The sequence below is a fragment of the Thalassospira lucentensis genome (assembly GCF_050516545.1).
Taxonomy (GTDB): Bacteria; Pseudomonadota; Alphaproteobacteria; order Rhodospirillales; family Thalassospiraceae; genus Thalassospira; species Thalassospira lucentensis_C.
In genome coordinates this window covers 643,421-668,972 of the sequence record NZ_CP191544.1, presented here as the reverse complement: position 1 = coordinate 668,972, position 25,552 = coordinate 643,421, and the positions used below count along the sequence as shown (strand labels likewise).

At 51.4% G+C, this 25,552-nt stretch carries 21 protein-coding genes and 1 other RNA gene; 7 read left to right on the top strand and 15 right to left on the bottom strand.

Going from position 1 to position 25,552, the window contains the following annotated elements; all coding sequences use genetic code 11:
- Positions 1 to 38: 38 nt before the first annotated feature.
- Both ACQ0MK_RS02910 and ACQ0MK_RS02905 read right to left on the bottom strand, forming a co-directional pair.
- Positions 39 to 1,091 (bottom strand): ABC transporter substrate-binding protein, encoded by a 1,053-nt coding sequence (locus ACQ0MK_RS02910; protein WP_430474750.1) that lies wholly within the window; start codon positions 1,089 to 1,091, stop codon positions 39 to 41.
- 325 nt (positions 1,092 to 1,416) lie between these two features.
- Entirely contained in the window at positions 1,417 to 1,617 is a 201-nt protein-coding gene (locus ACQ0MK_RS02905; protein WP_430474749.1) for a hypothetical protein, read from the bottom strand.
- A 290-nt stretch (positions 1,618 to 1,907) separates the two neighbouring features.
- Here ACQ0MK_RS02905 and ACQ0MK_RS02900 point away from each other — a divergent pair, with 290 nt between their 5' ends.
- A complete protein-coding gene (locus tag ACQ0MK_RS02900; protein ID WP_430474748.1) occupies positions 1,908 to 3,059 on the top strand; it encodes a M24 family metallopeptidase in 1,152 nt (383 codons plus the stop codon).
- A gap of 135 nt (positions 3,060 to 3,194) precedes the next feature.
- On the opposite strand, the gene ACQ0MK_RS02895 is transcribed toward ACQ0MK_RS02900, so the two are convergent.
- Both ACQ0MK_RS02895 and ACQ0MK_RS02890 read right to left on the bottom strand, forming a co-directional pair.
- On the bottom strand, positions 3,195 to 5,729 hold the full coding sequence (locus ACQ0MK_RS02895; RefSeq protein WP_430474747.1) for an ATP-binding protein: 2,535 nt from the start codon (positions 5,727 to 5,729) through the stop codon (positions 3,195 to 3,197).
- A 31-nt stretch (positions 5,730 to 5,760) separates the two neighbouring features.
- Positions 5,761 to 6,651, bottom strand: coding sequence for a phytanoyl-CoA dioxygenase family protein (locus tag ACQ0MK_RS02890; protein WP_430474746.1), 891 nt, complete (start codon positions 6,649 to 6,651; stop codon positions 5,761 to 5,763).
- Positions 6,652 to 6,777: 126 nt separating this feature from the next.
- On the opposite strand from ACQ0MK_RS02890, the gene cobD reads away from it, so the two are divergent.
- A complete protein-coding gene (cobD, locus tag ACQ0MK_RS02885; protein ID WP_430474745.1) occupies positions 6,778 to 7,878 on the top strand; it encodes a threonine-phosphate decarboxylase CobD in 1,101 nt (366 codons plus the stop codon).
- 11 nt (positions 7,879 to 7,889) lie between these two features.
- Here the strand turns inward: cobD and ACQ0MK_RS02880 are convergent, their stop codons facing one another.
- Complete coding sequence (locus ACQ0MK_RS02880; RefSeq protein ID WP_430474744.1) at positions 7,890 to 9,488, bottom strand: sigma-54-dependent transcriptional regulator; 1,599 nt, start codon at positions 9,486 to 9,488, stop codon at positions 7,890 to 7,892.
- Between the two features lie 168 nt (positions 9,489 to 9,656).
- On the opposite strand from ACQ0MK_RS02880, the gene ACQ0MK_RS02875 reads away from it, so the two are divergent.
- Both ACQ0MK_RS02875 and ACQ0MK_RS02870 read left to right on the top strand, forming a co-directional pair.
- Positions 9,657 to 9,962 carry an STAS domain-containing protein gene (locus ACQ0MK_RS02875; RefSeq protein WP_430474743.1) on the top strand — a complete coding sequence of 102 codons (306 nt, stop codon included), beginning with the start codon at positions 9,657 to 9,659 and terminating at the stop codon, positions 9,960 to 9,962.
- Positions 9,963 to 9,966: 4 nt separating this feature from the next.
- Entirely contained in the window at positions 9,967 to 12,030 is a 2,064-nt protein-coding gene (locus ACQ0MK_RS02870; protein ID WP_430474742.1) for a SpoIIE family protein phosphatase, read from the top strand.
- A 22-nt stretch (positions 12,031 to 12,052) separates the two neighbouring features.
- Here ACQ0MK_RS02870 and ACQ0MK_RS02865 read toward each other — a convergent pair whose 3' ends face one another.
- The 3 genes from ACQ0MK_RS02865 to ACQ0MK_RS02855 all read right to left on the bottom strand — a co-directional run bounded on the left by ACQ0MK_RS02865 (position 12,053) and on the right by ACQ0MK_RS02855 (position 15,795).
- Positions 12,053 to 12,664, bottom strand: coding sequence for a tetratricopeptide repeat protein (locus ACQ0MK_RS02865; protein WP_430474741.1), 612 nt, complete (start codon positions 12,662 to 12,664; stop codon positions 12,053 to 12,055).
- A 167-nt stretch (positions 12,665 to 12,831) separates the two neighbouring features.
- The gene (locus ACQ0MK_RS02860) at positions 12,832 to 14,694 is read right to left on the bottom strand and encodes a putative bifunctional diguanylate cyclase/phosphodiesterase (RefSeq protein WP_430474740.1); all 1,863 of its coding nucleotides are present in this window, start codon (positions 14,692 to 14,694) and stop codon (positions 12,832 to 12,834) included.
- Between the two features lie 396 nt (positions 14,695 to 15,090).
- Positions 15,091 to 15,795 carry a helix-turn-helix transcriptional regulator gene (locus tag ACQ0MK_RS02855; protein ID WP_350046272.1) on the bottom strand — a complete coding sequence of 235 codons (705 nt, stop codon included), beginning with the start codon at positions 15,793 to 15,795 and terminating at the stop codon, positions 15,091 to 15,093.
- A gap of 124 nt (positions 15,796 to 15,919) precedes the next feature.
- On the opposite strand from ACQ0MK_RS02855, the gene ACQ0MK_RS02850 reads away from it, so the two are divergent.
- Both ACQ0MK_RS02850 and ACQ0MK_RS02845 read left to right on the top strand, forming a co-directional pair.
- The gene (locus ACQ0MK_RS02850; RefSeq protein ID WP_430474739.1) at positions 15,920 to 16,357 is read left to right on the top strand and encodes a VOC family protein; all 438 of its coding nucleotides are present in this window, start codon (positions 15,920 to 15,922) and stop codon (positions 16,355 to 16,357) included.
- Positions 16,358 to 16,393: 36 nt separating this feature from the next.
- Positions 16,394 to 16,789 carry a VOC family protein gene (locus tag ACQ0MK_RS02845; RefSeq protein ID WP_350044023.1) on the top strand — a complete coding sequence of 132 codons (396 nt, stop codon included), beginning with the start codon at positions 16,394 to 16,396 and terminating at the stop codon, positions 16,787 to 16,789.
- A 66-nt stretch (positions 16,790 to 16,855) separates the two neighbouring features.
- Here the strand turns inward: ACQ0MK_RS02845 and ACQ0MK_RS02840 are convergent, their stop codons facing one another.
- Positions 16,856 to 17,491: an alpha/beta family hydrolase gene (locus ACQ0MK_RS02840; RefSeq protein ID WP_430474738.1), complete on the bottom strand. Its 636-nt coding sequence runs from the start codon at positions 17,489 to 17,491 to the stop codon at positions 16,856 to 16,858.
- Positions 17,481 to 18,440 carry a glycosyltransferase family 2 protein gene (locus tag ACQ0MK_RS02835; RefSeq protein ID WP_430474737.1) on the bottom strand — a complete coding sequence of 320 codons (960 nt, stop codon included), beginning with the start codon at positions 18,438 to 18,440 and terminating at the stop codon, positions 17,481 to 17,483. The genes ACQ0MK_RS02840 and ACQ0MK_RS02835 overlap by 11 nt, the downstream gene beginning before the upstream one ends.
- Positions 18,441 to 18,698: 258 nt before the next feature.
- Between ACQ0MK_RS02835 and ACQ0MK_RS02830 the strand changes: the two genes are divergently transcribed.
- On the top strand, positions 18,699 to 19,826 hold the full coding sequence (locus ACQ0MK_RS02830) for an AbrB family transcriptional regulator (RefSeq protein WP_430474736.1): 1,128 nt from the start codon (positions 18,699 to 18,701) through the stop codon (positions 19,824 to 19,826).
- Positions 19,827 to 19,839: 13 nt separating this feature from the next.
- On the opposite strand, the gene ACQ0MK_RS02825 is transcribed toward ACQ0MK_RS02830, so the two are convergent.
- From ACQ0MK_RS02825 to ssrA, 5 genes are all read right to left on the bottom strand, one after another.
- Positions 19,840 to 21,273 carry a methyl-accepting chemotaxis protein gene (locus tag ACQ0MK_RS02825; protein WP_430474735.1) on the bottom strand — a complete coding sequence of 478 codons (1,434 nt, stop codon included), beginning with the start codon at positions 21,271 to 21,273 and terminating at the stop codon, positions 19,840 to 19,842.
- Between the two features lie 239 nt (positions 21,274 to 21,512).
- The gene (locus ACQ0MK_RS02820; RefSeq protein WP_430474734.1) at positions 21,513 to 22,433 is read right to left on the bottom strand and encodes a DMT family transporter; all 921 of its coding nucleotides are present in this window, start codon (positions 22,431 to 22,433) and stop codon (positions 21,513 to 21,515) included.
- 172 nt (positions 22,434 to 22,605) lie between these two features.
- The gene (locus ACQ0MK_RS02815) at positions 22,606 to 24,222 is read right to left on the bottom strand and encodes a fumarate hydratase (protein ID WP_430474733.1); all 1,617 of its coding nucleotides are present in this window, start codon (positions 24,220 to 24,222) and stop codon (positions 22,606 to 22,608) included.
- A 173-nt stretch (positions 24,223 to 24,395) separates the two neighbouring features.
- Positions 24,396 to 25,001, bottom strand: a complete 606-nt coding sequence (locus ACQ0MK_RS02810; RefSeq protein WP_430474732.1) for an SspB family protein — start codon at positions 24,999 to 25,001, stop codon at positions 24,396 to 24,398.
- Positions 25,002 to 25,087: 86 nt separating this feature from the next.
- Positions 25,088 to 25,454: a transfer-messenger RNA gene (gene ssrA / locus ACQ0MK_RS02805) on the bottom strand.
- Between the last annotated feature and the right edge of the window lie 98 nt (positions 25,455 to 25,552).

Below are 25,552 nucleotides of genomic sequence, written 5' to 3'. Positions count from 1 at the left end.
CTTCGTCATCTCAATACCGACAAACATAACAATGAAGATTATCGGTCGCTCGGGGGATGCAGTCCAAATTCATATTCGGCTCCTGACGGCGAATTGGCAAGACTAAACCGGGTAAAATCGATTTTGCGCCAATCTCGCATCACCAGGACTTTTTCAAAGTAGGCTATGTTTTCCCGCGTGATCGCCTCCATCTTGAAAGACACTTCAGGATGATCTTTGAGCGTTTGAATCCCATTGATATAGTCATGCAACAAAACCATGACCCAGGCCCCCGCGAAGAAATGCCCGCCATGGGTTAGGGTCATTTTTCCTGCGGCAACGTTTTGCACCCCATCGGAAGACCAGTTCAAACCACCAACGAATACGTCTTTCCCTGGCATACGTCGTGCTTCTTCAAGGGCCGAAATCGCCCCAAGCGCAATGTCATCATTCGCCGCCCAGACCGCATCAACACATTCCCCACGGTTGAGCCAGGCAGATGTTTGACGATATGCCTCGTCAAAAGACCAGTTTGCGACAAGCCGCCGCTGTTCTTTGAGATTCGGGAACTGACGTAACGCACGATCCAAACCGTCAAGCCGCTGTAAGGATGCCGGCGTTTTGCGATCACCGACGATCGATAACAAACACACTTCATCAGGCGACTGGCTGTTATTGGCCTTCTGGGCAGCATCGATCAGTGATTTTGCAATTTCAAAACCGGCACGCTCATTGTCCGGTGTCAGGGTCAATATCCAGTTTTCAATGTCTTTGACGGGGCGCCCAAAGGCGTTCTTTTGTGCCTCCGTCAAATCATTGAGCAACATGATCACGGGAATGCCACGCGCGTTGGCTTCAAGAATGATGCGCGTGCCTTGCTGGTGTTCATTCACAGCAATGATGTAATCAGGCAAAGGCTGAAGTGCGAATGCCTGTGTCGCACTTTCAGCCATCATCTTCCAGTCGCGGTCACTGTCAAATACAATAAGTTCATAGCCAAACTGATCGGACGCCGCCTGCATCGTATCGCGCACGTCTTTCCAAAAACCGCGATCACCATATCCCGGATTGATAAAGGCAACCCTGACCGGCTCCTGTGCATTTTCAGCCATGACGGACTGTGCATGAACAGGTAATAGCACCAAGAACCACACACACAAACCCAGCAACCACGCCCCGTAGCTTCGCAACTCGCATACCCCAAAAGACAGACTGTTCGACGACAAAGGTATTTTACAAAAACCTTATAATCAGCCGGGATAAACAATTGAACCTGAAAGGTCAAATTGTGCGATCATCATTGCAACATGCTTTAGCGTCCAGCCACGCAAAAAAGCCCGCAGTCTGGCCAATTTCACAATTGTCCTATGACCGCTGACGGATACATCAACAGGGTGATCTGGATTATTCCTATAAGGGTTTCACAGGTTGCGTATTTTACGGCGAACCTGACTGAGCACGGCTAAGGGCACGCGCCAGTTCTTCATTGGTCATATTCGCGCGGTCTTCAATACCGTGCTGCTGGGCCAGATGATAAAGATCATCCCGACGCCATTTGTCAAAACCGGGTTTTCGATGCTTGCGAAACGCGGGTTCTTCCCGTTCGATCTCGCCAGAGAGTCTTTTAAAGCTCGCCACTCTTGCCTCCTGTATGGGACGGTCACAAGCGATTGCGGCACAAATCTCTCCCCTGAATGTAAAAGTGCCGGAACATTTCATTTAGGGCCGTTTCCTGGAATTTCTATTCCCCGTCCTTATTTTTTAGTCCTGCTTTCGAGTAAGCAACTGGGCAGCAACAAAAAATAAGTTCCTCCCCACGCATCACAATTACATTTTACCGTCAATTTGTCGTTGAATTGATGTTTTTTCTATTTGGTTCAGAATATCTCTGATAGCATCGCGCGAAAGACAATATCAGGGGGCCTCAGATGGCACTACATTTTGACCGCGAAGAACTGGCAACCCGCCGCGCGCGTACCATCAAGAAACTTGAACAGGCCGGGCTAGATGGACTTTTGATGTTTCGTCAGGAAAGCATGTTTTACCTGACGGGCTATGACACATTTGGCTATGTGTTTTTCCAATGCCTGTATTTGGGTGCAGATGGTCGTGTTTCATTGATCACCCGCGCTCCGGACCTACGTCAGGCACAGCATACTTCTGACATTGAAGATATCCGCATCTGGATCGACGGCCCGAATGTGAACCCGGCTTTTCAACTGCGCGATATGCTGGCTGAACTTGGTTGTTCGGGTAAAAAGCTTGGCGTTGAATATGATGCCTATGGTCTGACCGCTGCCAATGGCAAAAAACTTGACGCTGCACTGGATGGATTTTGCACGTTAGAAGACGCTTCTTGTCTGGTTTCTGAACTACGTGTGGTCAAAAGCCCGGCTGAACTTGACTATATCCGAAAAGCCGCCGGATTAGCTGATGACGCATGGGATGCAGCCCTTGATACTGTCCATGCCGGTGCGTTTGAAGGTGACATTCTTGCCGCCATGCAAGGTGCGATCTTTGCCGGTGGCGGTGATTATCCCGGGAATGAATTCATTATTGGCGCCGGGCGCGACGCGCTTCTATGTCGGTATTTCTCCGGCCGTAAGAACATTGCCCCGAACGATCAGATTACGCTTGAATGGGCGGGTGCCTATCGTCACTATCATGCCGCCATGATGCGTACGATCCCGGTCGGCAACACCCTGCCCCGCCATGTCGAAATGCATAAGGTGGCAACGGATGCCATGGCCGCCTGCCGAGAAGCCCTTCGTCCGGGTGAACCTATCGGCAAGGTCTTTGATGCCTATGCCCATACCTGTGACCAAGGTGGCATGTTTGCCCATCGTCTGAATGCGTGTGGCTATTCCATGGGGACGACCTTTGCCCCGAACTGGATGGATTGGCCGATGTTTTACCATGACAACCCGGTTATTGCCGAACCGGGCATGGTGTTCTTCCTGCATATGATCCTGATGGATAGCGAAAATGGCGTTGCCATGTGCCCCGGTCATTCGGTGATTGTCACCGAAAATGGCAATGAATGTGTTTCACGCCACAGCCTTGATCTGATCACACGATAAAGCCCATAAGATGTTTAGAACAAAGAACGGGCCGCCACATAATTGGCGAGCCCGTTCTTTTTATATTGCGCTATGGGATGGGTTATAGTCACACATACCACATTGCTGCACTTCTTCCTGATTCTGAAGCCAGCCCTAACGCAACGCGGCTTGCATCGCGGCCACCGTGTCCTCGGCCAACTTATCAAGTGCCGTTATCTGTGCGAGCAATTCCTCGCCAAAATTGCCTTCATATGTTTCTAGCTTGCGTGCTTCTGCTGCAAGTTTCCGCCCTGCCATATTTGCGGCCATCCCCTTTATGGTATGACCAGCCCGATGCAGCATTTCGCTGTCACCATTGTTTACGGCTTCAATGAGCCTTTCTCGCTCCTCCTGATAGGAAGCAGGGAGCAAGCCAACCAACATGGCAAGCTGTTCCTTGCCAAGGGCTGCGCATACTTCGTCAAACCGATCTTGATCAATCAAATCCATGTTCATCTCTTTCGTCGCAGATGCGTTTTCAATATCGTAGGTCTCTGCAACTTCCTCAACCAAAGCAGGTTTATTCAGTACATCTATATCACCGCCCAGTACCTGATCACTGTGATTATCATCCCGATCAGCAACTACTTTGAATTGCTGTGTGGCCGTTTCCAATGGCTTGGCATTTATGTATAGCTCCGCACTTTGATCTTCATTGTTCTGGCTCACGCCGTGCACCCGACCGCGTAAGAACCGCAATAGCGTACTATAAAGCTTTCGTTCTTCGACCGGCTTGGTCAAAACTTCGTCCATGCCTGCTGCCAAAAAATCGCGATGGCGCGTAGAAGATGCCTCTGCCGTCAGACAGACAATAGGAATACGTAAACCACCATTAAACCGTTCAATTTCACGAATGTGGCGGGTTGCTCCTTCGCCATCAAGAACAGGCATATGGGCATCCATCAAAATAAGATCAAAGTCCCCGTCGCGAAAGGCGTGAACTCCTTCACGCCCATTAGCGACCAATGTGACTTCCACACCATGTCGCTTAAGCATACCGCCAACAACGTTGGCGTTGATCTCGTTATCTTCAACAACAAGGATTTTTGCACCGGCAAGAACTGTCTCCCCACTGTCATCGGCTTCTGCGATATTGCCTACAATGTGGCCCTCGGTATGTTCAAACTTGAATGGCAGCCAGACATCAAATCGCGTCCCTTGATGTTCGACGCTGCTGACCGTCATTTTACCGCTCATCAATTCCGTCAAACTAAACGCAATCGACAACCCCAACCCGGTGCCGCCATATTCACGCATTGTCGAATTGTCCGCCTGGGTAAAAGGCGCAAAAATCTGCTTCTGCCGCTCGTCGGAAATACCGATCCCCGTATCAATAACAGCAAAGTGAAACAACATTTCACCATCGCGTAAGGCGCGGAAATCTTCAAGTGATGGTGGACTTTCTTCGACCATCGCAACTTCAAGCGTGACAGATCCCTTTTTGGTGAACTTCACCGCATTTGACATCAAATTCCATAATATCTGACGCAGGCGAACCTCATCGCCGATCAACATCAGATCATTAAACACCCCGTCATCGACGACGACAGCAAGGTTCTTTTCTTTGGCGACAGCACCAACAAATTGTTTCAGATCATACATGATGTCCGATGGGTAAAACTGGCGGTTCTCAAGCTCAACCCGGCCAGCTTCGATTTTGCTCATATCAAGGATATCGTTCAGCAAAGCCATCAGGGTCCGGCCCGAAGACAAGATACCATTCACCCGTTCCAGCTGCATTTTTGTCAGGTCACTTTCGCGCAACAACTGCGCAAGCCCCAAAACGCCGTTCAACGGTGTTCTGATTTCGTGACTCATGGTTGCCAGAAATTCGCTTTTTGCCGAACTTGCCTGATAGGAACGCAGAAAATGGCCGCGCATCGACAGCAAAATGTAACAAAGGATCAGGCTGTAACTCAGCATTCTTGATGGAATGATGAAGCTTGCGGCCAGTTCAGCACCATTCGGCGCCAGATAAAACAAAGCCAAATGATTAAACACACCAATCATCATGCTGATGCACAGCAGGGCTTCCATCATCGAACGGCGGACAAAACAACGCACGAGATACCCTGCGGCCCCAATAAACGCCATAATCAGGCCTGGCATCAAAATCAGAGTGGAAATATCCTGAAAAACATATTCAAACCCGAAATTCACATTTGGTAAAAACGATATCACCCCTCCCATCGACAAGGAGGCGACGGCAAAGACGGTCAAGCTCGCAACAATCACCTGCTCCTGTACGAAAATCTGATCATCCTTGTTCGCGTAATGCCAGCTTAGAACAAACATCAAAGAAGCCATTACCCGTGCGACCAGAACCAAAAGTCCGGTGAAAGTACCAAGCGCCTGTTCGCTGCCCAACATATCATCGGGACCAAATAACCGTGGTAGTCCGACCGAATCACCCAACAGCAAAAGCCCCATCATAATCACGAGGCAGACATATTGGGCGCGACGCGTCAGCTCATAAACCATCCAGCCAATGGCTACGGTTAACAGCGCAATGATTTCGACCACGGCAATGACTGAGAAGGTGATTTTGCCAACAATTTCGTCGGACAAAGAAGAATAGAAAATGAAAATAGGCGTAATCGTCAGGAAAGTGATCAGAGTAAACCCTGCATAGGCCAATAATCGGACCATATATTCGTCTTCCCTCGCCCCCGTCGGGATTTTAACCACCCCGACTTACTGAACAATATTCCAGAACTGCCTTCGCCCAATTTACAGTATCGGCGTCTATGGACTGCATATGCTGGTATTTTTCGAACTGGCTCGCAATCAAGCTCAACCGATCCAAAAATTTCGGTGCTGTCTCCAAGCTCAGAAGTTGATCCGCCAAAGGATCAAAAACTGCGTTCTGGAATTCAAGTGACAAACTTATCCGCGGTTCCGACGCATGTTTACTTGCACGTCCACCCCAGTGGTATAAATCCTGCCGCCATCCCATCACCGCCCCCGGTCCGGTGGGTAGCGCCCTTACATCCTGTAAAAAAACATCTTCTGGTTTAGTAATATCTAAACCATAACACTTTTCAAAAGAACGCGGCAACACGTACATGCATCCGTTATCTGGGCTCGCTTTGCTCAGCGGGACCCAAAGAGACATGCTGATCAGCATGTCGTCATCAACAACACTTTCGCCCTGATAGTCACGGTGGGGAGGCCAGCCACGGCCATCTTGACCGGGATCGACATGCCATGCCCAAAAATGCGGAAGAAGCGCAACACGGTCACCAAGAAAGTGGCTGAGCAACGGCTTTAAACGCCTAAACACTTGCCATGCCTCATCATATAAATAGATCAAGGCTGGCGACAGCCCCTTGGAAACAAGGGTCTCAACGCCTTGGCGCAGCTTTGCCAACTCATCCTTTGGCAAAATATCTTCGATCAGAAAATACCCCTCATCCCAAAACCGATCTGACAGCTTCCCACCATCAAAACCACCATCGTCGGCACCGATTTCGTCAACATCCACAACTGGATCAATCCCGGTGGAAATCGTCAATTGGGGATTAAGCCGCTGCCATATCTCGGGCTGGGTGGCGTTTTTCGGTGTGATCATCGGTCAATGTCCGGTATTGAAAGTGGCCGGACGATACGCAGTGCGCACATTGATGGCAAGTCCCCTTCGATCTCCCGGTACACTGCGCGGCACAATGCACGACACATACTGAGCTTGGCAGCAATCATGGCAGACAACACGCTTACACCGCTAAAAACGGCTCCGATCAATCACGGCGGCGCAATTGATGCCGCGGCAGAAAAATATGGAATTCCGTCCACCGAATGGCTTGATCTGTCGACCGGGATCAATCCGTTGGGTTACCCCGTGCCCCAAATAGACCTTGCCCATTGGCAACGACTGCCACTGGCATCAGAACTCGACGGATTAAAACGCGCTGCTGCACACTATTACGCCCTGCCGGGCCCCGATTATCTTGCCTGCACACCGGGCACCCAGTCGCTTATTCAAACCATTCCATTCTGGCTCAAAGATCAGACGACGATTAGTAAGGTCCATATCATGGGACCAACCTACGGCGAACATGCCCGATGCTGGCAACGTGCAGGACATGATTGCGCGATTGATGAAACCACGCCCGGTAAACGTCTTGCCCGTGCGACTGAAATTCTGACTTCCGCTGAAAATGGTAGCGTTGTCATTCTGGTCAATCCAAACAACCCTGACGGCGGCATCCTTCCGCCATCTGACATTGCGGATCTGTCCCGTCTTGCTCAACAACGCGATTGCTGGTTGATCGTCGATGAGGCATTTATGGACTGCCAGCCCGATTTATCGCTTTGCCCGATGATAGACGACCTGCCCAGAACGATTATATTACGTTCGTTTGGCAAGTTCTTTGGGTTGGCGGGCGCACGTCTTGGATGTGCGGTTATGGCACCTGATCTGGCGCGTGATCTTGCCGAACGCGTTGGTCCTTGGGCAATCCCCGGCCCAACGATCGCGATCGGGACAAAGGCCTTTGCCGATGATATTTGGCAGGAAGAAACCCGTATTCGTCTTACGACGGACGGTCTTCACCTTGATGAATTGATTGCAAATAAAACCGCGCTCACGCTATTTGGCGGAACGGATTTGTTTCGATATTATCACGGGACAGATTGCCAAAAACTGGCCGAATATCTTGCCCTGTGCGGTATTCTGGTTCGATTGTTTGATCATGACCGGGAAAAAGTTCGTTTTGGCTTTCCCGGCACCAAGCAAGACTGGCAGCATCTTGAAACCGCCCTGACAGATTGGGCCGATATTCAATCAAGTCAATGCTGATCGGGTTGCCCCTAATCGCCGCCTTCTTCCCAAGATTGTTTCTTGCGATAGATTGTCGATGGACTGACACCCAATGCATCGGCTGCACGCGGGATTGATCCACCGCATCGTTCTATTGCTTCTTCAATCGCTTGTTTTTCGACCTGCCAAAGTGGGCGTATTTCAGAATACCCCAACCCACCAGCGCCCAGCATTTGGGGTGATGTCGCAACGCCGTCATTTGATGCCGCCCCGACACCGACAAGCTGATTGGTTTTGCCAGACTGGTGGTTTTCAACGACCTTGCGCATTTGCCGCGCACCCGCAAGAAAGGCCAAGGCTTCTGGGTCACCTTCCCACAACCGTCCCGTACCGCTGATATCTCCTGAGACCACGGGATGAGGTGGTGGTGCTTCGATCGTCGCCGATCCGAACTTATCATCGTCTGTGCCGCTATTGACCGGTCGGGGCACCATCGAAAGTGTGACTTCCGTACCGTTATTCAGAACAACGATATTACGAATGATATTTTGCAACTGGCGAATATTTCCGGGCCAAGCATAGCGGGCAAACAGGGCCGAAACTTCCGCACTGAAACGTTCGAAATCACGGTGTTCTTCGCTGGTATAGCGTTCCAGATAGAAATTGGCGATCTGCAGTATGTCTTTATCACGATCGCGCAAAGGCGGCATATGCAGCGGAATTACGTGCAAACGGTAATAAAGATCTTCGCGGAACCGGCCGGTTCGAACTTCTTCAAGTGGGTCACGGTTGGTTGCACAAACAAACCGTACGTCAACTGATTCAATCGAACTGCCTCCGACCTTCTGAAAGGTCCCGGTCTGAATGAACCGCAAAAGTTTGGTTTGCAGCTCCAAATCCATCTCGCAGATTTCATCAAGAAACAGCGTACCACCTGCGGCACGGTGTGCTGCCCCTTCCCGGTCAGCGACCGCCCCGGTAAACGCCCCTTTGACGTGCCCGAAAATCTCACTTTCCATCAGGTCTTTGGGAATAGCACCGCAATTTAGCGGAATAAACGGGTCCTTCGTTCTTTCAGAACGCCGATGGATGGCTTCAGCCGCCAGTTCCTTACCTGTCCCGGATTCCCCGGTGATGAATACTGTCGCCCGGCTAGGGGCTGCATTTTCAATGATGCGATAAATATCACGCATCGTGTCCGACCCGCCGATGATGTCGAAATACATCTCGTCCGCATCAGCACCGTCCTGTTCCACATCAGAGGCATCGGGAACCGCCGGGGCACCGGCCAACGCATTTGATACCGTTTCACGCAGCTTGTCGGCTGTGAAAGGCTTCAAAAGAAAATCCCAAGCACCCTCGCGCATTGCTTCAACGGCAACATTGACCGAACCATGGGCCGTAATCACAACAACTTTGCATTTCGGGCATATTTGGGCTACGGTTCGAAGTACTTTGCGGCCATCCATATCGGGTAAAATTAAATCAAGAACAAGCACATCTGGCGGGTCTTGCCGCAAGAAATTGATCGCATCTGTGCCGTTAACCACATGATCAACCAAATGGCCATCTGCGCGTAGATAGTCCTGATACACTCTCGCAAGCGAAAGTGTATCTTCTACAATTACAATGCGTGCCTGCTCTGGCATTTTTGTGTTCTTGCCCCGATATAGCCACTATGACCCAACATACATATAGAGCTGTGCCTGTCACAACTGCTAACAGTCTTGCAGTGGCTGCCTAAACGATACACAATCAGAATATGATTAAAAAAGGCATAGTTTAACGACGTTATATGCTGTCAGGAGTACCAGAACTTGAACTACAAGACAGAATTTGCCAATGGTACAACCTCGGTTGAGCTAACCGGTCGCTTTACATTTGGTGACCATTCCAGTTTTCGCAAACTGATTGAAGAAATCCGTGCCCACCAGGCAGAGACCCATATCCTTGATGTTGCTGGCGTGGAATTTATTGATTCCGCTGGACTTGGGATGTTGCTGCTTGCACGCGATGAAGGTGAAAAATCCAATACCACCGTTATCCTTCGCGGCGCGCAGGGGCAGGTAAAGCGCATGTTGGAAGTCGCCCGTTTCGACACATTGTTCAAACTGGAAGACTAAATTGATGGCCGTTGGCAGCGAAAGCCACACAAACCATTGGATTGCCCTTGCGCAATCTCTTGCGCAAGGCGATGTGGCACAAATGCTTGCCAGCGGCACCATCTGGGAGCAGCCAGATCATGTTTCCGTGAAATATGCAGTCGGCCAATCCCCTGAAGACTTCCCGCAAAACAAACATTACTCAGCTTGCTTTTTACCGTCACAGGTGAGCCGCGACTGGCTTGGCAGCTTAATCCGTTTAAATTGCGAAATATTCGTCGAATGCTCGCTTGAAATGGATCTTGACGATCTCACGCCCCTTGTATCCCCTAAGAATGCCCCCAAAAGTGCACTAACGGTGTGCCTGTCAACACGAAGCGCCTATCATCTGCCTATTGCGCGCAAATTCGTAACCGCACTGCGCCACCGCGGCTTGATTGGCGAAAAAAGTGCCCCAACAGTTGAGATGGCGGTTCAGGAATCCTTTGCCAACTCACTTATTCACGGCAGTCTTGAACTGGATACAAGCGGTCACTTGTCGATGGACAGCTTCACGGAATTAGGCGAAGAAACCGAGCGGCGCCTTGCCTCCAAGCAGCATGGTGCCCGTGCAATGGTTCTCACGGCACGCAAACGGAAAAACGGCCACATCCTTATCTCCATTCATGATCAGGGCAAAGGCTTCACCCCGCCAAACAAGAAAGAGATAAAGGATGTTGCAGCCCATGAATCGACATTCGGGCGCGGTCTTCCTTTGGTCCGAAGCTTATGTCATTCAGTGAATTTTTCACGTGGTGGTCGTACGATTGAACTCGAGTTCGACCATGATAACACCGACATATTGCCTGCCGATGCCAATTTCCTGGCAAATTTGGAAGAACGTGATCGTCACGGTCATGATGTGGAACTTCGCAATCCACAGAATGCGACCATTCTGATTGCAGATGACACAATGTTGTCACGTGAAATTATTGCATCCTATTTGCGAGCAGATGGCTTCACTAATCTTGTTTTTGCCAAGGATGGCGAAGATGCACTGGACCAAATCAAGGCACATTCCCCTGATTTGATCATCCTCGACATCATCATGCCGAAACTTGATGGCTATGGTGTCTGTAAGGCCGTTCGTGCAGATCCTGCATATGCAGAAATACCCATCATTGCCCAAACAGCGCTTGAAGAAAATGAAGGTCGGACACGGATATTCAATGATGGCGCAACCGATCTTATTTTAAAGCCATTGAACAAGGCGGAATTGATTGCACGTATAAGAATTCATCTTGAGAACCGCTTGCTGGTCAAACAGTTACAAGCTTATCAGGAACGAACGCAATCCGAGCTTGAACTTGCCCGTGACATGCAAGAAAACCTTAACCCTGCGCCAGAACATTACCGTGGTACGGGCATCGATTACGGCTTGCGCATCAGCGCAACTTTTCAAATGTCATCGGAACTCGGCGGAGACATGTGGGGACTGGTGCCAATCAATTCACATCAGCTTGGCGTTTACATCGTTGATTTCGCCGGACATGGATTGGGGGCGGCACTTAATACATTCCGTCTACATTCGCTGATTTGGTCGGAACAAGTGCGTGATAGAAACCCAAGCGAATATCTTGAGGTCCTTAACCGTCACCTCAAGGGACTTTTGCCCATTGGTCAATATGCAACCATGCTTTATGGCATCATTGATTGTCATGAAAATACATTCACCTATGCCAGTGCTGCCTGCACCTCGCCGGTTCTTGGCAACAGTTCCACGGGTGAAGCACGCTATCTTGATGGGACGGGCGTACCACTCGGCGTTATCCGCGATGCGCGCTATGAAAACCGCAAGGTCCCCTTCGACAAGAACAGCTTTTTGTTACTGTACAGTGACGCATTGATCGAAACCACCCTTGATGACGGACAGTTCCTAAGCGAGGAAAAACTTCTTTCGATGCTGCGCGAGACCGTGCTGGAAGGTGGGAAAGAAGTGGACTTGGCTGCACAGATCGCTGACCAATTTATGGATCGCGCCCCTGCACAGCTTTCTGACGATTTCACAATCGTATCACTGCAATCTGCCGCAGTTCCAAGCGCGACCTAAATACGGCGCACCAGAATTTTCCCTAGGAAATGTAGCTCCCACGGGCAGGTGATGAGCGAACAATATCGCCGAATGGCTCTGCATCGCCCCAGACAAATGTCGAATGATCGACAATGACTTCCGCGCGATCCTTGACCACGATCTCACGTTTGGCGGCAATCCGTCCTGAGATCACCGTGCGCACCAAATTGGCAAGCCCTTTGCGAGCACCCGCATGCTCGGGATCATGGCTAAGAACCGTGCCCAATTGATCAAGGGCGCGCATTTTATCGCAGCACCCGACAAGATCTGCGGCCAAGACGCGTAATTCACGGGCATCCGGACGCAAGCTGATCGCGATTTCAAGATGTTCAAGTGCCGTTTCACGCCGCCCTGTCTGGGTATAGGTGCGCGCCAGCCCCAGATGGGTCGCAGCATCAAGATCATCAAGCAAAAGAGCCCGACCAAAGGCGTTCAACGCCAATTCGCTTAAGCCCAGATCAAGCAGGACATGCCCCAAGACCCGAAGTCGTGCCGGTTGGCCGGGTAAACTGTCAACCAGATGCCGCAAGCGATTTCGAATTTCAGGCGCAAGGTCAATCTCGCTTGTGATGGCCATTTCAAATGGCTGCGAAATCTGTGTCTGCGATGACATTGCCGAATGTCCCGTTCCCGCCAAAATTCGGGACCGATTAACGCATCAAGGTGAACGTATTGGTCCCGCGGAACATAGATTACCGCCATCTGGTTGCAGGAAGATTAACCGAGTCGTAGCTTCTGACATCTTGCCAAGAAAAATTACAAACCGGTTTGGGGATCAAATCAAGATTTAAGTGTTTGATGCAACGGCGTAAGTACGGCCTCGCGGTTGGGACGGGCAAACAAATACCCCTGCATCAATCGGCCGCCCAATGCATGGATAGCATCGCGCTGACTTTCCGTTTCAATGCCTTCAAGCACACACTCGATGCCAAGATTGGCACACATATCAATCACTGTCTTAACAATGCGGCGGCTGCGTTCATTGACCGGTAAGGGGGTGACGAAACTTCGATCAACCTTAAGCGTATCGAATTCCAGTTCATGCACATAGCGCAGGCTGGAATAGCCAATCCCGAAATCATCCAGCGCAATCCGCGCACCATGTGTGCGCAAGTAACGAATGCTGGTACGGGCTGCGGCGAAATCACGTAAGAACGCGGTTTCCGTCACCTCGAATGTCAACCGTTTTGGATCAATGCCATGCTCTTTGATTTCATCAATCAGCCATTCCACCGTATCCGATAATACGATATCGCGGGCTGAAAGGTTGAACGACACCGAAACATCCGTCGGCCATGTTGCCATATCGACCAACAGTTTTTCGAACAAAACGCGGGTCAGGAACCCGACCTGACCGGTCTTTTCAGCAACAGGAAAGAATGTGCCCGGCGACACGCGGCCCATCAAACCACTGTCCCACCGCGCCAAGGCTTCGACCGAATTGACCTTCCCCGTATCTGTGTCGAAAACCGGTTGATAATGAAGGGTCAATTCTTTGGACAGATCCGCTTTGCGCAAGGCCTGTTCAATCTGGGAATCATGGCGGATCAGAGTTTCGTGGTGGGCTGCAAACAACACGGCTTCACCCGGACAGTTTTTCTTGGCGTGATACAACGCAAAATCTGCCCGTTCAAACAACCCGTTTGAACTGCGCGCCACCGTCGGATAGGTCGCAAGCCCCAAGGATGCCGAAACCTGAACCGTCACACCACTTAATGCAAAGGGGCGGTTTAATGCCGCACAAAGCTGCCCGCCCATTTCGATCAGATCAATTGCATCTTTATACTCGGTCAGGAGGATACCGAACTCATCTCCGCCCAATCGGGTTAAAAGCGTATCTTCCCCCAAAATGCGCCGCAGACGTTCGCCTGCCTGCATCAAAAGTTCGTCGCCGATCGGGTGACCATGCACATCATTGACCGGCTTGAACCCGTCAAGATCAATCATCGCCACAGCAAACCGATCTGTCGCCTGTGCCCCTTTGACGGTCTTATCAAGGGTCACGAAAAAGGCACGCCGGTTGGAAAGCCCGGTCAAAGGATCAATCAACGCCAATACTTCGTTCTGGCGCGACAATTCAATTGTTCTCTGGTGCTGATTTTCAAGATCAAGCTGCGTATCAACCAGACCGGAGAAGTTGGCATAATAACTTCTGATGATTTGAATAATCATCAGCGACACCAGCGCCATATTGACGGCAATCGCGACGTAAACTTCGTTGCCACTAAACCCGAAAAACAGAACGAATGTACCAAGCACAATCACGACAACCAACAAGGCCGCTGGTGGGAAATTCACCAGACAAAAGATACAGCCGACAACCGTAATCGAGATAAAATATGCAACATGACCCTGCTGATAAGGATCACCATATCCAAACATCGTGATTGCCCAGGTCGTAAAGAGTATGGCAATGACCGCAGCCATTACTCTAATTCGCTTCAGGTTGCGGACGCAGGCATCAATATCGTCAACAACCACACTGGCCCGGCTCCAGGAAATAGCCCGCACCACACAAATCACGCCAAGAATGATCACGGCATAAACAGTCAACCAGTCTGGCGCGATCCCATAATGGGTGTAGGCAAGTGCCACTGCGTTGGCCAGCAACAGCATGTATAGAACCGGAATCAAACGTGACAACGCCTCTACCTGAGCACGGATCAGCTCAGGTTTTTCGGTCTGTATCTTGATTAAGTTGGCAAATCCTTGCCAAAAAGAACCGGAAGCCACGGTATCAAAAACCCAATGCGTTCATTACCATAGCAAAAGACTACACAGAAAACGCGGCAGAGAACATACCTTCATCACCTATTCGTCATACAAAAGGTAAATTTTCCATATATCGATGGATATAAAGGCCAGATTGATCTCTTAAATCGCGCAGAGTCCGGCAGAAAGTTATTTTATTACCTGACGTAATCTACCCCAATGGGACAATAAAAGCGCCATCTCGATAAGGGCAAAACCGGCCCAATATTCACCGGGCAGGGCATACCACAAAGGGATACGAATTTTTCTACCAGCAAAAACAACGTATTAGCGCCCGATATTATTCAGTATCTCGCCCTCGACCCCCTCGGAGATCAGATAATCGCGCAATGAACGCCCCGGAACGGGCCGGAATTTACTGGTTGAAATTTCCATGATGACAATCCGGTCGGCACGAAAAACACGGAATGCTTCGCGCAACTCACACCAACACGCCAAAAGCCACGTGCTGCCAAAAAACAACATCCCCAACGGCCAGACCCGGCGTTTGGTATGATCCCCCTTGGCATCGGTGTAATCGATATCAATAAGGTTGCGTTCACGGATCGCACGGCGCAGATCGGGCATGGATATCGCAATCGGCTCCTGTGCGATCTCGGCCACCGCAATCGGCACGCCGCCAATCAGTCCGCGCATTTTTTCCGGCAAAACCGCCTCGATCTTGGTCAGGGCATCGCCCGCGGCACGCGCCATTTGCGGATCGGTCCAGCTTTGTACCATCCGGGCGGCGACCACCAATGCTTCGATCTCGTCAGCATCAAACATCAAAGGTGGCAGGTCATAGCCATCGCGCAGGATATAGCCCACCCCCGCCTCACCTTCGACCGGGACACCCGATGCCGCAAGGTCGCGAATATCGCGGTAAATCGTGCGTTCGGAAACTTCAAGTTCCTCGGCCAAATCACGCGCACGGCACAGTTTGCGGCGGCGCAAGATTTGGACAAGGCGAAATAATCGGTCGGCCCTTCTCATGATCGCTCCTTCGTCATCCTGCCCTGATAATTATCATAACGCTCCTGACAGGCTCCTGTCAGGAGGGATGTGCAATCATGAAGAAATCGGGACAGGATTAATCACAAACGTCAGGAGCATGACGATGAAAGTTACCAACTCATATCCAATCATCATCACCGAAAAATTCGCCCAAAGCCGCGCCTTTTATAAAAAACTCGGCTTTACCCCGGTCTTTGACGGCGAATGGTATTGCCAGCTTGTCTGGGCAGATTTTCCATCTGTCCAGTTGGGTCTGATGAAACCGGGTCATGATACCCAGCCTGCCATTTTCCAGTCCGCCACCTTGGGCGAAGGCAGTGTCATGTGCCTTGAAGTCGAAGATGCATCTGACGCCGCTGATGAACTGCGTGCTGCCGGTTTTGAATTCGCTGTTGAACTGCGTGATGAACCATGGGGGCAGCGCCATTTTGCCCTGCTTGATCCCAACGGGGTCCGGATTGATGTCGCCAGTCAGAATGGTGAAGTCGCACCGGAATATGCCCAGCACTTTCTCGACGACGCCCAAGCTGTCTTGGCCTAAACCCCTTCGCGCCCAAAAATCACGAAAGAATGCCCCATGATCATTGATCACATTTCCTTGCCAGTTTCCGATTTCGAGAAATCAAAGGCCTTTTATCTAATGGCCCTGGCCCCACTAGGGATTGGCATCCAGTATGAAGAAGATGCCAAAACCACAGGCACCACTGATTTTGCAGGTTTCGGAACCGAACACGGCCCCGAATTCTGGATCGGTGGCCTGATGAAGGCCGACCGGCATATGAGCCACGTCGCCTTTAAGGCCAAAGATCGTAAAAGCGTTGATGCCTTTTATGCGGCTGCCCTTGCAGCTGGTGGTATCGATAATGGCGCACCGGGTTTACGTCCGCATTACGGGGAACATTACTATGGTGCCTTCATTATTGATCTGGACGGGGTGAATATCGAAGCCGTTTGCCATCTTCCCAACGGCTAGGAAAGAACACCCAATTTTCTTCCCCTGCATGAAAACGAAACAGTCCGTCAATTGGCGGGCTGCTTCTCATTTCACCATGACATTGGCGAAGTCCGAAATCGCCTTGGCGGCATCGGTTATGTTCTGGCTTTGCGTTCGACCTGAACTTTTGCGTGGTTTGAAATCATGTTCCCCATCCTCAACCCAGTGAAGTTTGATGGCATCAGATAAACCATATCCTGCCACTTCATCGGGATTGCCAAACGGATCGCGAGTGCCATGGCAAATCAGCGCCGGTGTTTTCAAGCCCTGCAGATGTTCGGTGCGCAATTTTTCAGGCTTCCCCGGCGGATGAAACGGATAGCCAAGGCAAACAAGCCCCGCCACCCCAAGGTCATCCGCAACCATGCTGGCCATCCGCCCGCCCATCGATTTGCCGCCAATGATCAGATGGTTGGGATCGCCAAGCTGGCGCACAGCCTCACCAAAGAATTCCAATAAAACCGGCCCACGATCAGGCCCGCGTTTTTTGCCATCAATCCGGCGCTTGGCCATATAGGGAAACTCAAACCGCGCAACCCGCCACCCATTATCGGCAATAGCTCCCGCCATTTCATTCATAAACGGACTGTCCATCGGCGCCCCCGCCCCATGGGCAAGAACAATGGTCAGCTTTACGTTTTCATCGCCATCAAACAGGAATTCAATCCGATCATGGTTCATGGCTGATGTCTTTCAATTCTGGCAGATCGGTTTTTTGTGGAATGCGTAAAACACTTCCTTCGCCAAAGGCAGAACAAAGTGAAACCAGTACATCACCGCTAACCGGCACACCAAGCCGCGACAGGACATATTGCTTTCCAGCCGGGCCCAACCCGCCCTTGCCCAGCTTTTTCTTCTCCCATTTCCGCACCCGGGAAAGCACCTTCTTGGCGATCAGTTTTCGCTTGGATGCAGGCAAATCAGGCTGGTCTTTAAGGAAATAGGCCAATGCAATGCTGGCATCATGAATGACTTGCGCCTGATTGTTCATGATACGGCCCGGCTCATCCTCTGGCCCCAGACAGACAACATGCTTGATCTGGCCAAGCTTGCCCAATGCAGCCAAGCGGATAAACAAACTGTGGTCTTGCGAAAAAATCCGCGGATCGCAGCCACCTGCGCGCTCAAACACTTGTCTTTTAAACAAACAATGGCTGACCCGGGCAAACCCGCGGTCAAGAACGGTGAAAAGCGGATCGTCAAACAGGATGGTTTCAAGCGAAGCAAGGTCGGTTTGGGGAAACACCGGCCCGGTTTGCATATCGTAATAATCTGCCGATCCAAAAATGAAATCCAGATCATCGGCAAGCGCCCGGCTCAACAGAAGTTCGGTGCAATAAGGGGCAAGCACATCGTCTGAATCAACCAGTTTGATCCAGTCCCCTGTGGCAATCGACACCGCATTGTTGGTGGCAATCGCCGGGCCGTGATTTTCCTGTGCAACGATGCGGACATTCTCAAGACCGGCCGTTTCACTGCGAATGATCTCAACCGAGCTATCGCTTGACCCATCATCAATAAAGATGAATTCACGATCAAACGCGCCTGTTTGTGCCTTTAACCCGTCAATCACGGCGGGTAGAAACGGTGCCTTGTTAAAGACCGTTACGACAAAGGATATCTTCGGCACACTTCCCCCTTGGCTTTCTCTGAACACCCGGCACATTCGATCCTGTTACACATACGAAACTTGCCATCATCTGTCCAAGCGCAATCATTAGCGCAGGGCTGTTTTGCGTGACCGCCTGTTCGCAAAGTCTCGATTCCCAAATGATTATAAGGTTATAATTATCAAACCTGCCCCGCCGACACGCCCCAACCGTCGGCACACCACCCAATCGCGCCACCCGCGATAATCCGCCTTCCTTCTTTGCAAAGGCCAACATTCGTGTCACCAGATCATATAGAACCCCCTGTTTTTCCGCCAAAAGAACGCCTAGGTCGCCTGCCCAAAGCCGCCCAATGGTTCCTCATGGTTTCGGTATCCTTGGCATTTTCGGTACTGTTGCATCACTGGAACGTTCCGGCGTCCCTTTTGGTCGGGCCCATGATCATTGGTATTTTCATGGGTACGAATGGCGCGACCATCACCCCGCCCAAGCCGCTTTATCTTGGTGCGCAGGCCATTCTTGGCACCATGATCGGTGGATCAATGACCATTGGCATCCTGACATCCTTTGCCCAGGACTGGCCGTTGATCATTGGTGTGACGACCATAACCTTGCTGGCCAGCAGCTTTCTCGGCTGGATCCTGTGCGTTAAACAGGTTTTACCCGGAACAGCAGGCATTTGGGGATCATCGCCGGGGGCTGCATCGGCAATGGTCATCATGGCAGAGGCCTTTGGCGCCGATGCCCGCCTTGTCGCCTTTATGCAATATGTCCGGGTGGTGATTGTGGTGGCTGTGGCCTCAAGTGTTGCCAATTTCTGGGTTGATCCCGCCCTGCTCGCCGCAATGGGGCCGCATGACTGGTTCCCATCGTTTGATCTTGGCGGCTTTGCCATCACACTTGGTCTTGCAGCGGTCTGTTGTTTTATCGGCGAAAAATCACGCCTGCCGTCGGGACCACTGTTGGTTCCGATCATTGTCACCATGATCTTGCATGTCAGCGGCGTTCTTGACGTTGTTTTACCCGAATGGTTCCTTGGCCTGACCTATGCCATGATCGGCTGGGTGATCGGGCTCAAATTCACCCCGCCCGTGCTCCGCCATGCTGCGCATGCCTTTCCCAAGGTTTTGCTGTCCATTGTCGTTTTGATCGGATTTTGCGCCGGGATTTCCGCATTGCTGGTGGTTTTTCTGGACGTCGATCCGCTTACGGCCTATCTGGCAACAAGCCCCGGCGGACTTGATTCGGTCGCCATCATTGCCGCCAGCACCAATGTCGATCTGTCCTTTATCTTGGTCTTACAGGCCACAAGGTTCTTTATGGTTCTGGCATTTGGACCACCCCTTGCCCGATGGGTAGCAAAGCGCACAGCCCACCTGCCCTCAGTATCCAAAAGCGACCTATAGGGGCGTAACGCCCCTACATCACAAGGATCTTGCCAACAAATCCCTCGACCCGGGTGCTGAGTTCCGCCCCTTGCGCTTCCAGGTTTTTGGCAGCATACCCCAGTTCGTTTGAAACGGTATCGGTATGCTTGATCGCACCACTGATTTCGACAACACTTTCCCCGACCAAGCGGGCTTCGCCGACGGCGGCATCGGCATCCGAAGCCACGGAAATACAAATCCCGGCCTGCTGATCGGTTTGCGTCGCCGTGGCTTCTGCGCGGGTTTGCAGATCATCCATGGCAACAGCGATCTGTTCAATATCACCGCCTGCCTGGGTGATCGCATCAAGCATCGAACTCATCCAGCGCGATATTTCATCCGTCGCACTCGCCGATTGTCCGGCAAGGGCTTTGACTTCCTTGGCAACGATCGCAAATCCCTTGCCAGCTTCGCCGACACGTGCGGCCTCGATCGAGGCATTAAGCCCCAGCATCTTGGTCTGTGCGGCAATCGCAGCAATGGATGACAACATCTTTTCGGCATCCGCTGCCCGATCCTGCAAGGTAGCAAACCCATCGCGCATATCGCGTGCCTGACGGCCAATCTCATGGGTGGTTTTAACCGTTTCGGCGGCATCCGCCCCCACCACAACCAATTGACCTTTCAGGGTTTCCATCTGATCTGCGACATTTTCAATACGCGAAAGGGCACGACGAGCTGCCTGATCAATACCATCGCTGCATGTTCGGGTCTGTTCGGTACTATCGCCCAAAACATCCAATGCACTGCGCATCTGACTAACCGCAGCACCCAGCATTCCAACCGTGCCCTGAACCTGACTTTCGAAATCAGATGCCAATTGTTCCCGCGATTTTAAAACCTGTTCACGTTCAAGCACACGCGCAACCTGCCCACCGACAAAGCCAAGAAGTTCAAGCAGCTCGTCATCAAGTGCCGCAACATCCGGGCTGAAAAATTCAATCACCCCTTCGGTACGTCCCGAAAGTTTGACCGGCAAGGCAAAGCAGCCACGCAGCCCATTGCGCGCTGCAGAACCGGCACGTAAGAACCCATCCTTTTGCGTAACATCGCCAATGCAAACTGCCGTGCCATTTGCCGCGACCGAGCCAATAAGACCCTGCCCCAAGGCAAAGACGGTTTGTTCCGACTGCATGCGAAACTCGGCGATTGTCGATTCCGCGATTGTAGAGCTGATTGACCAGATACCTGCCGATGATAATTGATCACCGTCACGCAAATAAGCGTGGCCCACCGGCCATTCGCAATAATCACAAACAGCATGCAGAATATCGGAAATCGCATCGTTTCGTGCGCTTGCCTCATCGGCAACCGAACTTACCTTGCGCAACAGCCGCAAAATATCTGCCAGCCCCGTGCTTTTTTTCGCACGACGCATATCTAGATCGTTTTCAGGGGAAATAGAACGAATAAGACCGGCAATCATATTAGGTACTCCGAGGCTAAACAGTTCGGCATTCCATCAGGAATTCCAAACAAGTTGCGCAAGCCTCGTTGCCTGCCGATCAATATTGGAGGTGAATGGCTTCGTTGCCTTCACATTTCGCTATATTAGCGCAATACCGCACACGCGAAAAGTCCCTTTCGCATGCGCGGTAAAGTTTACCCCGGCACCTAACGCCCGCAAACGGCACTCTGTGCGGAAATATGTTTGCTGTGAAAGGCTTAACTCTTTTTCCGGCGAAAGACACCAGATGCCGTCATCACGCCAAGGATCACCAAAACCACCGCAAGAACCAATGGAAGGTTGCCATCTTCCCCCAACAGAACCACACCGCCAAGTGCGGTTAAGGCCGGTGTCATCGCACCAAAGGCCGACGCCCCGGTCGATCCGATATGGCGCACGGCAAGACCATAGGTAATCACGGCAACACAACCGGCCAAAAGCCCCTGTGCGACAACCAACATCATCACATCCCCCGTTGGGGCATCTGCCAATGTCGTACCAGTGAAAAGCGCGATGATCGCCATTATGACAAAAGACCAAAAACCAACAAAGGATGCGGCTTCAAGTGCACCCAAGCCACTTTGGCGCATGGCATGGGTATAACACGCCCACATAAACGCCCCGGCCGAGACAAGCCCATAGCCAAGCAGCATATCACTGCTGACCTCGCCTGCCGGTTTGAGCGCAACCAATGACAAGACGCCAACAATCACCGCGCCATATCCCGCAATGCGGGTTTTTCCCGGACGTTCACCAAACAGGACAACTGCTATCAGAACCGCCCAAACCGCCATCACACCCGGCAATAAAATGCCGACATGGCTGGCTGGTACGAATTGCAACGCACTGGCCACCATCAGGGTATAAAACGCGCCCGAGCCAACCAGCATCATAAGCCCGTTAATCAACGATAATCCTTTGGGCCAGATGCCTTTTTTGATCCAGATGGGGGATAACAGGACAAACGGCACGACAAAGCGTAAAAGGCCGATATCAACGGCTGTAAAGCTTGACGTCATGGCATAGCGGGTGGCAATCAGCCACCCCGCCCAGATGCAGACAGTGGCAAGAGCAGATGTCACACCGACAAAGCGGCTTTCCGTCGCACTGGTGGCACGAAGCGCGGAAGTTTCAGACATATCGGGTTATCCAGTAAGGAGTTGATTTACTTTAGCCTAAATCAGAGCATGTGCCCCAAATTGACGCAAGCCCCTTGACCACGGGTCAGCTATGCATAAGCTCTGTGCCCAATGAAAAACGGCGCAAGGTTTCCCCTGCGCCGTTTTCGTCATATTGGCAATCAAACTGAAATCAGATGCCGAATTCAGAGAAGAAATCATTGCCCTTGTCATCGATAACGATGAAGGCAGGGAAATCTTCGACTTCGATTTTCCAAACGGCTTCCATGCCAAGTTCAGGATATTCGTGAACTTCGACCTTCTTGATGCAATCTTGGGCCAGACGAGCTGCCGGACCACCGATCGAACCAAGATAGAAACCGCCATATTTGTTACAGGCATCTTTGACCTGCTTGGAACGGTTGCCTTTTGCCAGCATGATGAACGAACCGCCAGCGGCCTGGAACTGTTCAACATAGGCATCCATACGGCCCGCCGTGGTCGGACCAAACGAACCAGAAGGCATACCTTCAGGGGTTTTGGCCGGACCGGCGTAATAGACCGGATGGTTTTTCAGGTATTCCGGCATTTCTTCACCGGCATCAAGGCGTTCCTTGATTTTGGCATGTGCAATGTCACGGGCAACGATGACGGTCCCGGTCAGCGACAAACGGGTTTTAACCGAATACTGTGAAAGCTGCTTGCGGATTTCATCCATCGGACGGTTCAGGTCAACCTTGACCACTTCGTCTTCAAGATGCTCGTCCGTAACATGCGGAAGGTATTTCGCCGGATCATGTTCGAGATCCTCGATAAAGATACCGTCTTTGGTGATCTTGCCCAAAATCTGACGGTCAGCAGAACACGACACACCCAGACCAACCGGACAGCTTGCACCATGACGCGGCAGACGGATCACACGCACATCGTGGCAGAAATACTTGCCGCCAAACTGCGCGCCGATGCCCATTTCGCGGGTCATCTCAAGAACCTTCTGTTCCCATTCAAGATCGCGATAGGCCTGACCATGTTCACCGCCTTCGGTCGGAAGGCTGTCATAATAACGCGCCGATCCCATTTTAACGGTCTTAAGGCAGGCTTCGGCAGACGTCCCGCCAATCACAATCGACAGGTGATACGGCGGACAAGCCGAGGTCCCCAATGTGCGAATTTTCTCATCAAGAAACTTGCGCAGGCTTTCAGGGTTCAAAAGCGCTTTGGTCTGCTGGAACAGGAAGGTTTTGTTGGCCGACCCGCCGCCTTTGGCCATGAACATGAATTTATATTCATCGCCCTTGGTCGCATACAGATCGATCTGGGCTGGCAGGTTCGACCCGGTGTTCTTTTCTTCGAACATATCAACAGGGGAAACCTGCGAGAAACGCAGATTATGTTTCTGATAGGCCTGCCAGATGCCCTTGGAAAGCGCTTCTTCATCGGAACCATCGGTGATGACTTTGCCACCGCGCTTGCCCATGACGATTGCCGTTCCGGTATCCTGACACATCGGCAGAACCCCGCCCGATGCGATCGATGCGTTCTTCAAAAGATCCATCGCCACGAATTTGTCATTCGGGGTGGCTTCGTCGTCATCAAGGATTTTGCGAAGCTGTGCAAGGTGGCCCGGACGCAACAGGTGCGAACAATCAAAAAACGCCTGAAGGGTCAGTTTTTCAATCGCTTCGGGTTCGACTTTCAAATAGGTCTCGCCATTAACGTCAACGGTCGAAACACCTTCATCCCCGATCTTGCGATATGGGGTGGTGTCCTTACCCTGTTCGAACATGGGTTTATAGACAAAATCACTCATGGGAAGGCTCTCGTCTCTCTCAAAAACAAGGTGGGTTTGTTCTTTATGTGGCTGTTCTTAGCGCCAAACGCTTCGAATTTCCATGATACATTAGGGTCAGGACCAGAATGCGGGAAAACACCTTTGCCTGCGCACAAAAAAGGGCGGAATAAACCCACCCTTTTTAAAAATCGTTATTTTTTGCGGAATGCATCCAGTGCAATGACCTCGCCGGTTTCACTCGAATCCGGTTTGGATTTTTTGCGTGATTTCGAAGGTTCGGCAACCAGGGTCGGTGCGATTTCATCCCCGTCAAGCAAATCTGCATCAAGATCGTCATCTTCGTCATAGGCGAAATCGTCGTCATCCATTTCTTCTTCAACGCTGAAGGTCAGCATGAAGTTGGCGGACGGATCGACAAAGGCCAGCATCGCATCAAACGGAACAACCAAAGTCGTCGGCATGCCATCAAAGCTCATGCCGACTGAAAAATGATCGTCTTCAGACTTCAGATCCCAGAACCGGTGCTGCAAGACAACAGTGATATTGTCAGGATGCGCTTTGCGCTGATTTTCAGGCAACATAACGCCGGGATGATTGGTCTGGAAGGTGATGTAATAATGATGCTCGCCGAAAAGGCCTTCTTCGGCCACACGCGCAAGAATGTCTTTCACCACGCCGCGCAGCGCTTGATCGACCATAAGATCGTAACGGAATTCTTCCGGGTTCTGCATCAGTAATCCTGTATCTGGCGGGCACACCGCCAATGTGCGGTCCAGCCCGTCATTATAATATAGCATTTGATCACGCTGTTTACATCACAACGCATTCGATCAGGGTTTGATCCCTGAACTCTATTCATAACGGAGCTGGAAAGAAATACAAGAGTGGGGCGTTCTGTTGCTAGGTGCCCCGTCCCCCACCAAATTACCGCTCCCGGCAACCGGAATTTCGCTTTGGTGCTAGTACCGCTTACGCAGCAACAGCAACCGGAGCATTGTTGTCGTTTGCATTTACAAACATTGGCCCGATGCGGTGGTACCATGCCGAGCGCCCACATTGACTTTTACTGCTCACGTCGATCCTATTTCGGCCCCACGAAGTTTGCCTGAGTCGGACAAACAAAATAATGGTGGAGCCGCCGGGTACCGCCCCCGGGTCCGTAAAGCCTATTCTGTCACGCAGTTTAGCGCCGTAGACGGGTTGCCCCGACAGGCCCTATATAGGTCAAAACCCACCCGTTTCACAAGGGGAATTGGGAAAAAGTTTTTACAAAGCCCTTAGGATCCAAACTCATTCACATGACCGCCCCGGCAACTGATATAAGAGAAAACACTCGGAAAAGACCGCC

What these genes read in the sequence shown, in the direction of transcription:
- ACQ0MK_RS02810 (WP_430474732.1), bottom strand. Translation starts at nt 25,001, where the DNA reads ATGCTATATTATAATGACGGGCTGGACCGCACATTGGCGGTGTGCCCG.
- ACQ0MK_RS02900 (WP_430474748.1), top strand. Translation starts at nt 1,908, where the DNA reads ATGGCACTACATTTTGACCGCGAAGAACTGGCAACCCGCCGCGCGCGT.
- ACQ0MK_RS02855 (WP_350046272.1), bottom strand. Translation starts at nt 15,795, where the DNA reads ATGAGAAGGGCCGACCGATTATTTCGCCTTGTCCAAATCTTGCGCCGC.
- ACQ0MK_RS02850 (WP_430474739.1), top strand. Translation starts at nt 15,920, where the DNA reads ATGAAAGTTACCAACTCATATCCAATCATCATCACCGAAAAATTCGCC.
- ACQ0MK_RS02880 (WP_430474744.1), bottom strand. Translation starts at nt 9,488, where the DNA reads ATGCCAGAGCAGGCACGCATTGTAATTGTAGAAGATACACTTTCGCTT.
- ACQ0MK_RS02910 (WP_430474750.1), bottom strand. Translation starts at nt 1,091, where the DNA reads ATGGCTGAAAATGCACAGGAGCCGGTCAGGGTTGCCTTTATCAATCCG.
- cobD (WP_430474745.1), top strand. Translation starts at nt 6,778, where the DNA reads ATGGCAGACAACACGCTTACACCGCTAAAAACGGCTCCGATCAATCAC.
- ACQ0MK_RS02865 (WP_430474741.1), bottom strand. Translation starts at nt 12,664, where the DNA reads ATGTCATCGCAGACACAGATTTCGCAGCCATTTGAAATGGCCATCACA.
- ACQ0MK_RS02895 (WP_430474747.1), bottom strand. Translation starts at nt 5,729, where the DNA reads ATGGTCCGATTATTGGCCTATGCAGGGTTTACTCTGATCACTTTCCTG.
- ACQ0MK_RS02845 (WP_350044023.1), top strand. Translation starts at nt 16,394, where the DNA reads ATGATCATTGATCACATTTCCTTGCCAGTTTCCGATTTCGAGAAATCA.
- ACQ0MK_RS02820 (WP_430474734.1), bottom strand. Translation starts at nt 22,433, where the DNA reads ATGTCTGAAACTTCCGCGCTTCGTGCCACCAGTGCGACGGAAAGCCGC.
- ACQ0MK_RS02870 (WP_430474742.1), top strand. Translation starts at nt 9,967, where the DNA reads ATGGCCGTTGGCAGCGAAAGCCACACAAACCATTGGATTGCCCTTGCG.
- ACQ0MK_RS02825 (WP_430474735.1), bottom strand. Translation starts at nt 21,273, where the DNA reads ATGATTGCCGGTCTTATTCGTTCTATTTCCCCTGAAAACGATCTAGAT.
- ACQ0MK_RS02840 (WP_430474738.1), bottom strand. Translation starts at nt 17,491, where the DNA reads ATGAACCATGATCGGATTGAATTCCTGTTTGATGGCGATGAAAACGTA.
- ACQ0MK_RS02815 (WP_430474733.1), bottom strand. Translation starts at nt 24,222, where the DNA reads ATGAGTGATTTTGTCTATAAACCCATGTTCGAACAGGGTAAGGACACC.
- ACQ0MK_RS02890 (WP_430474746.1), bottom strand. Translation starts at nt 6,651, where the DNA reads ATGATCACACCGAAAAACGCCACCCAGCCCGAGATATGGCAGCGGCTT.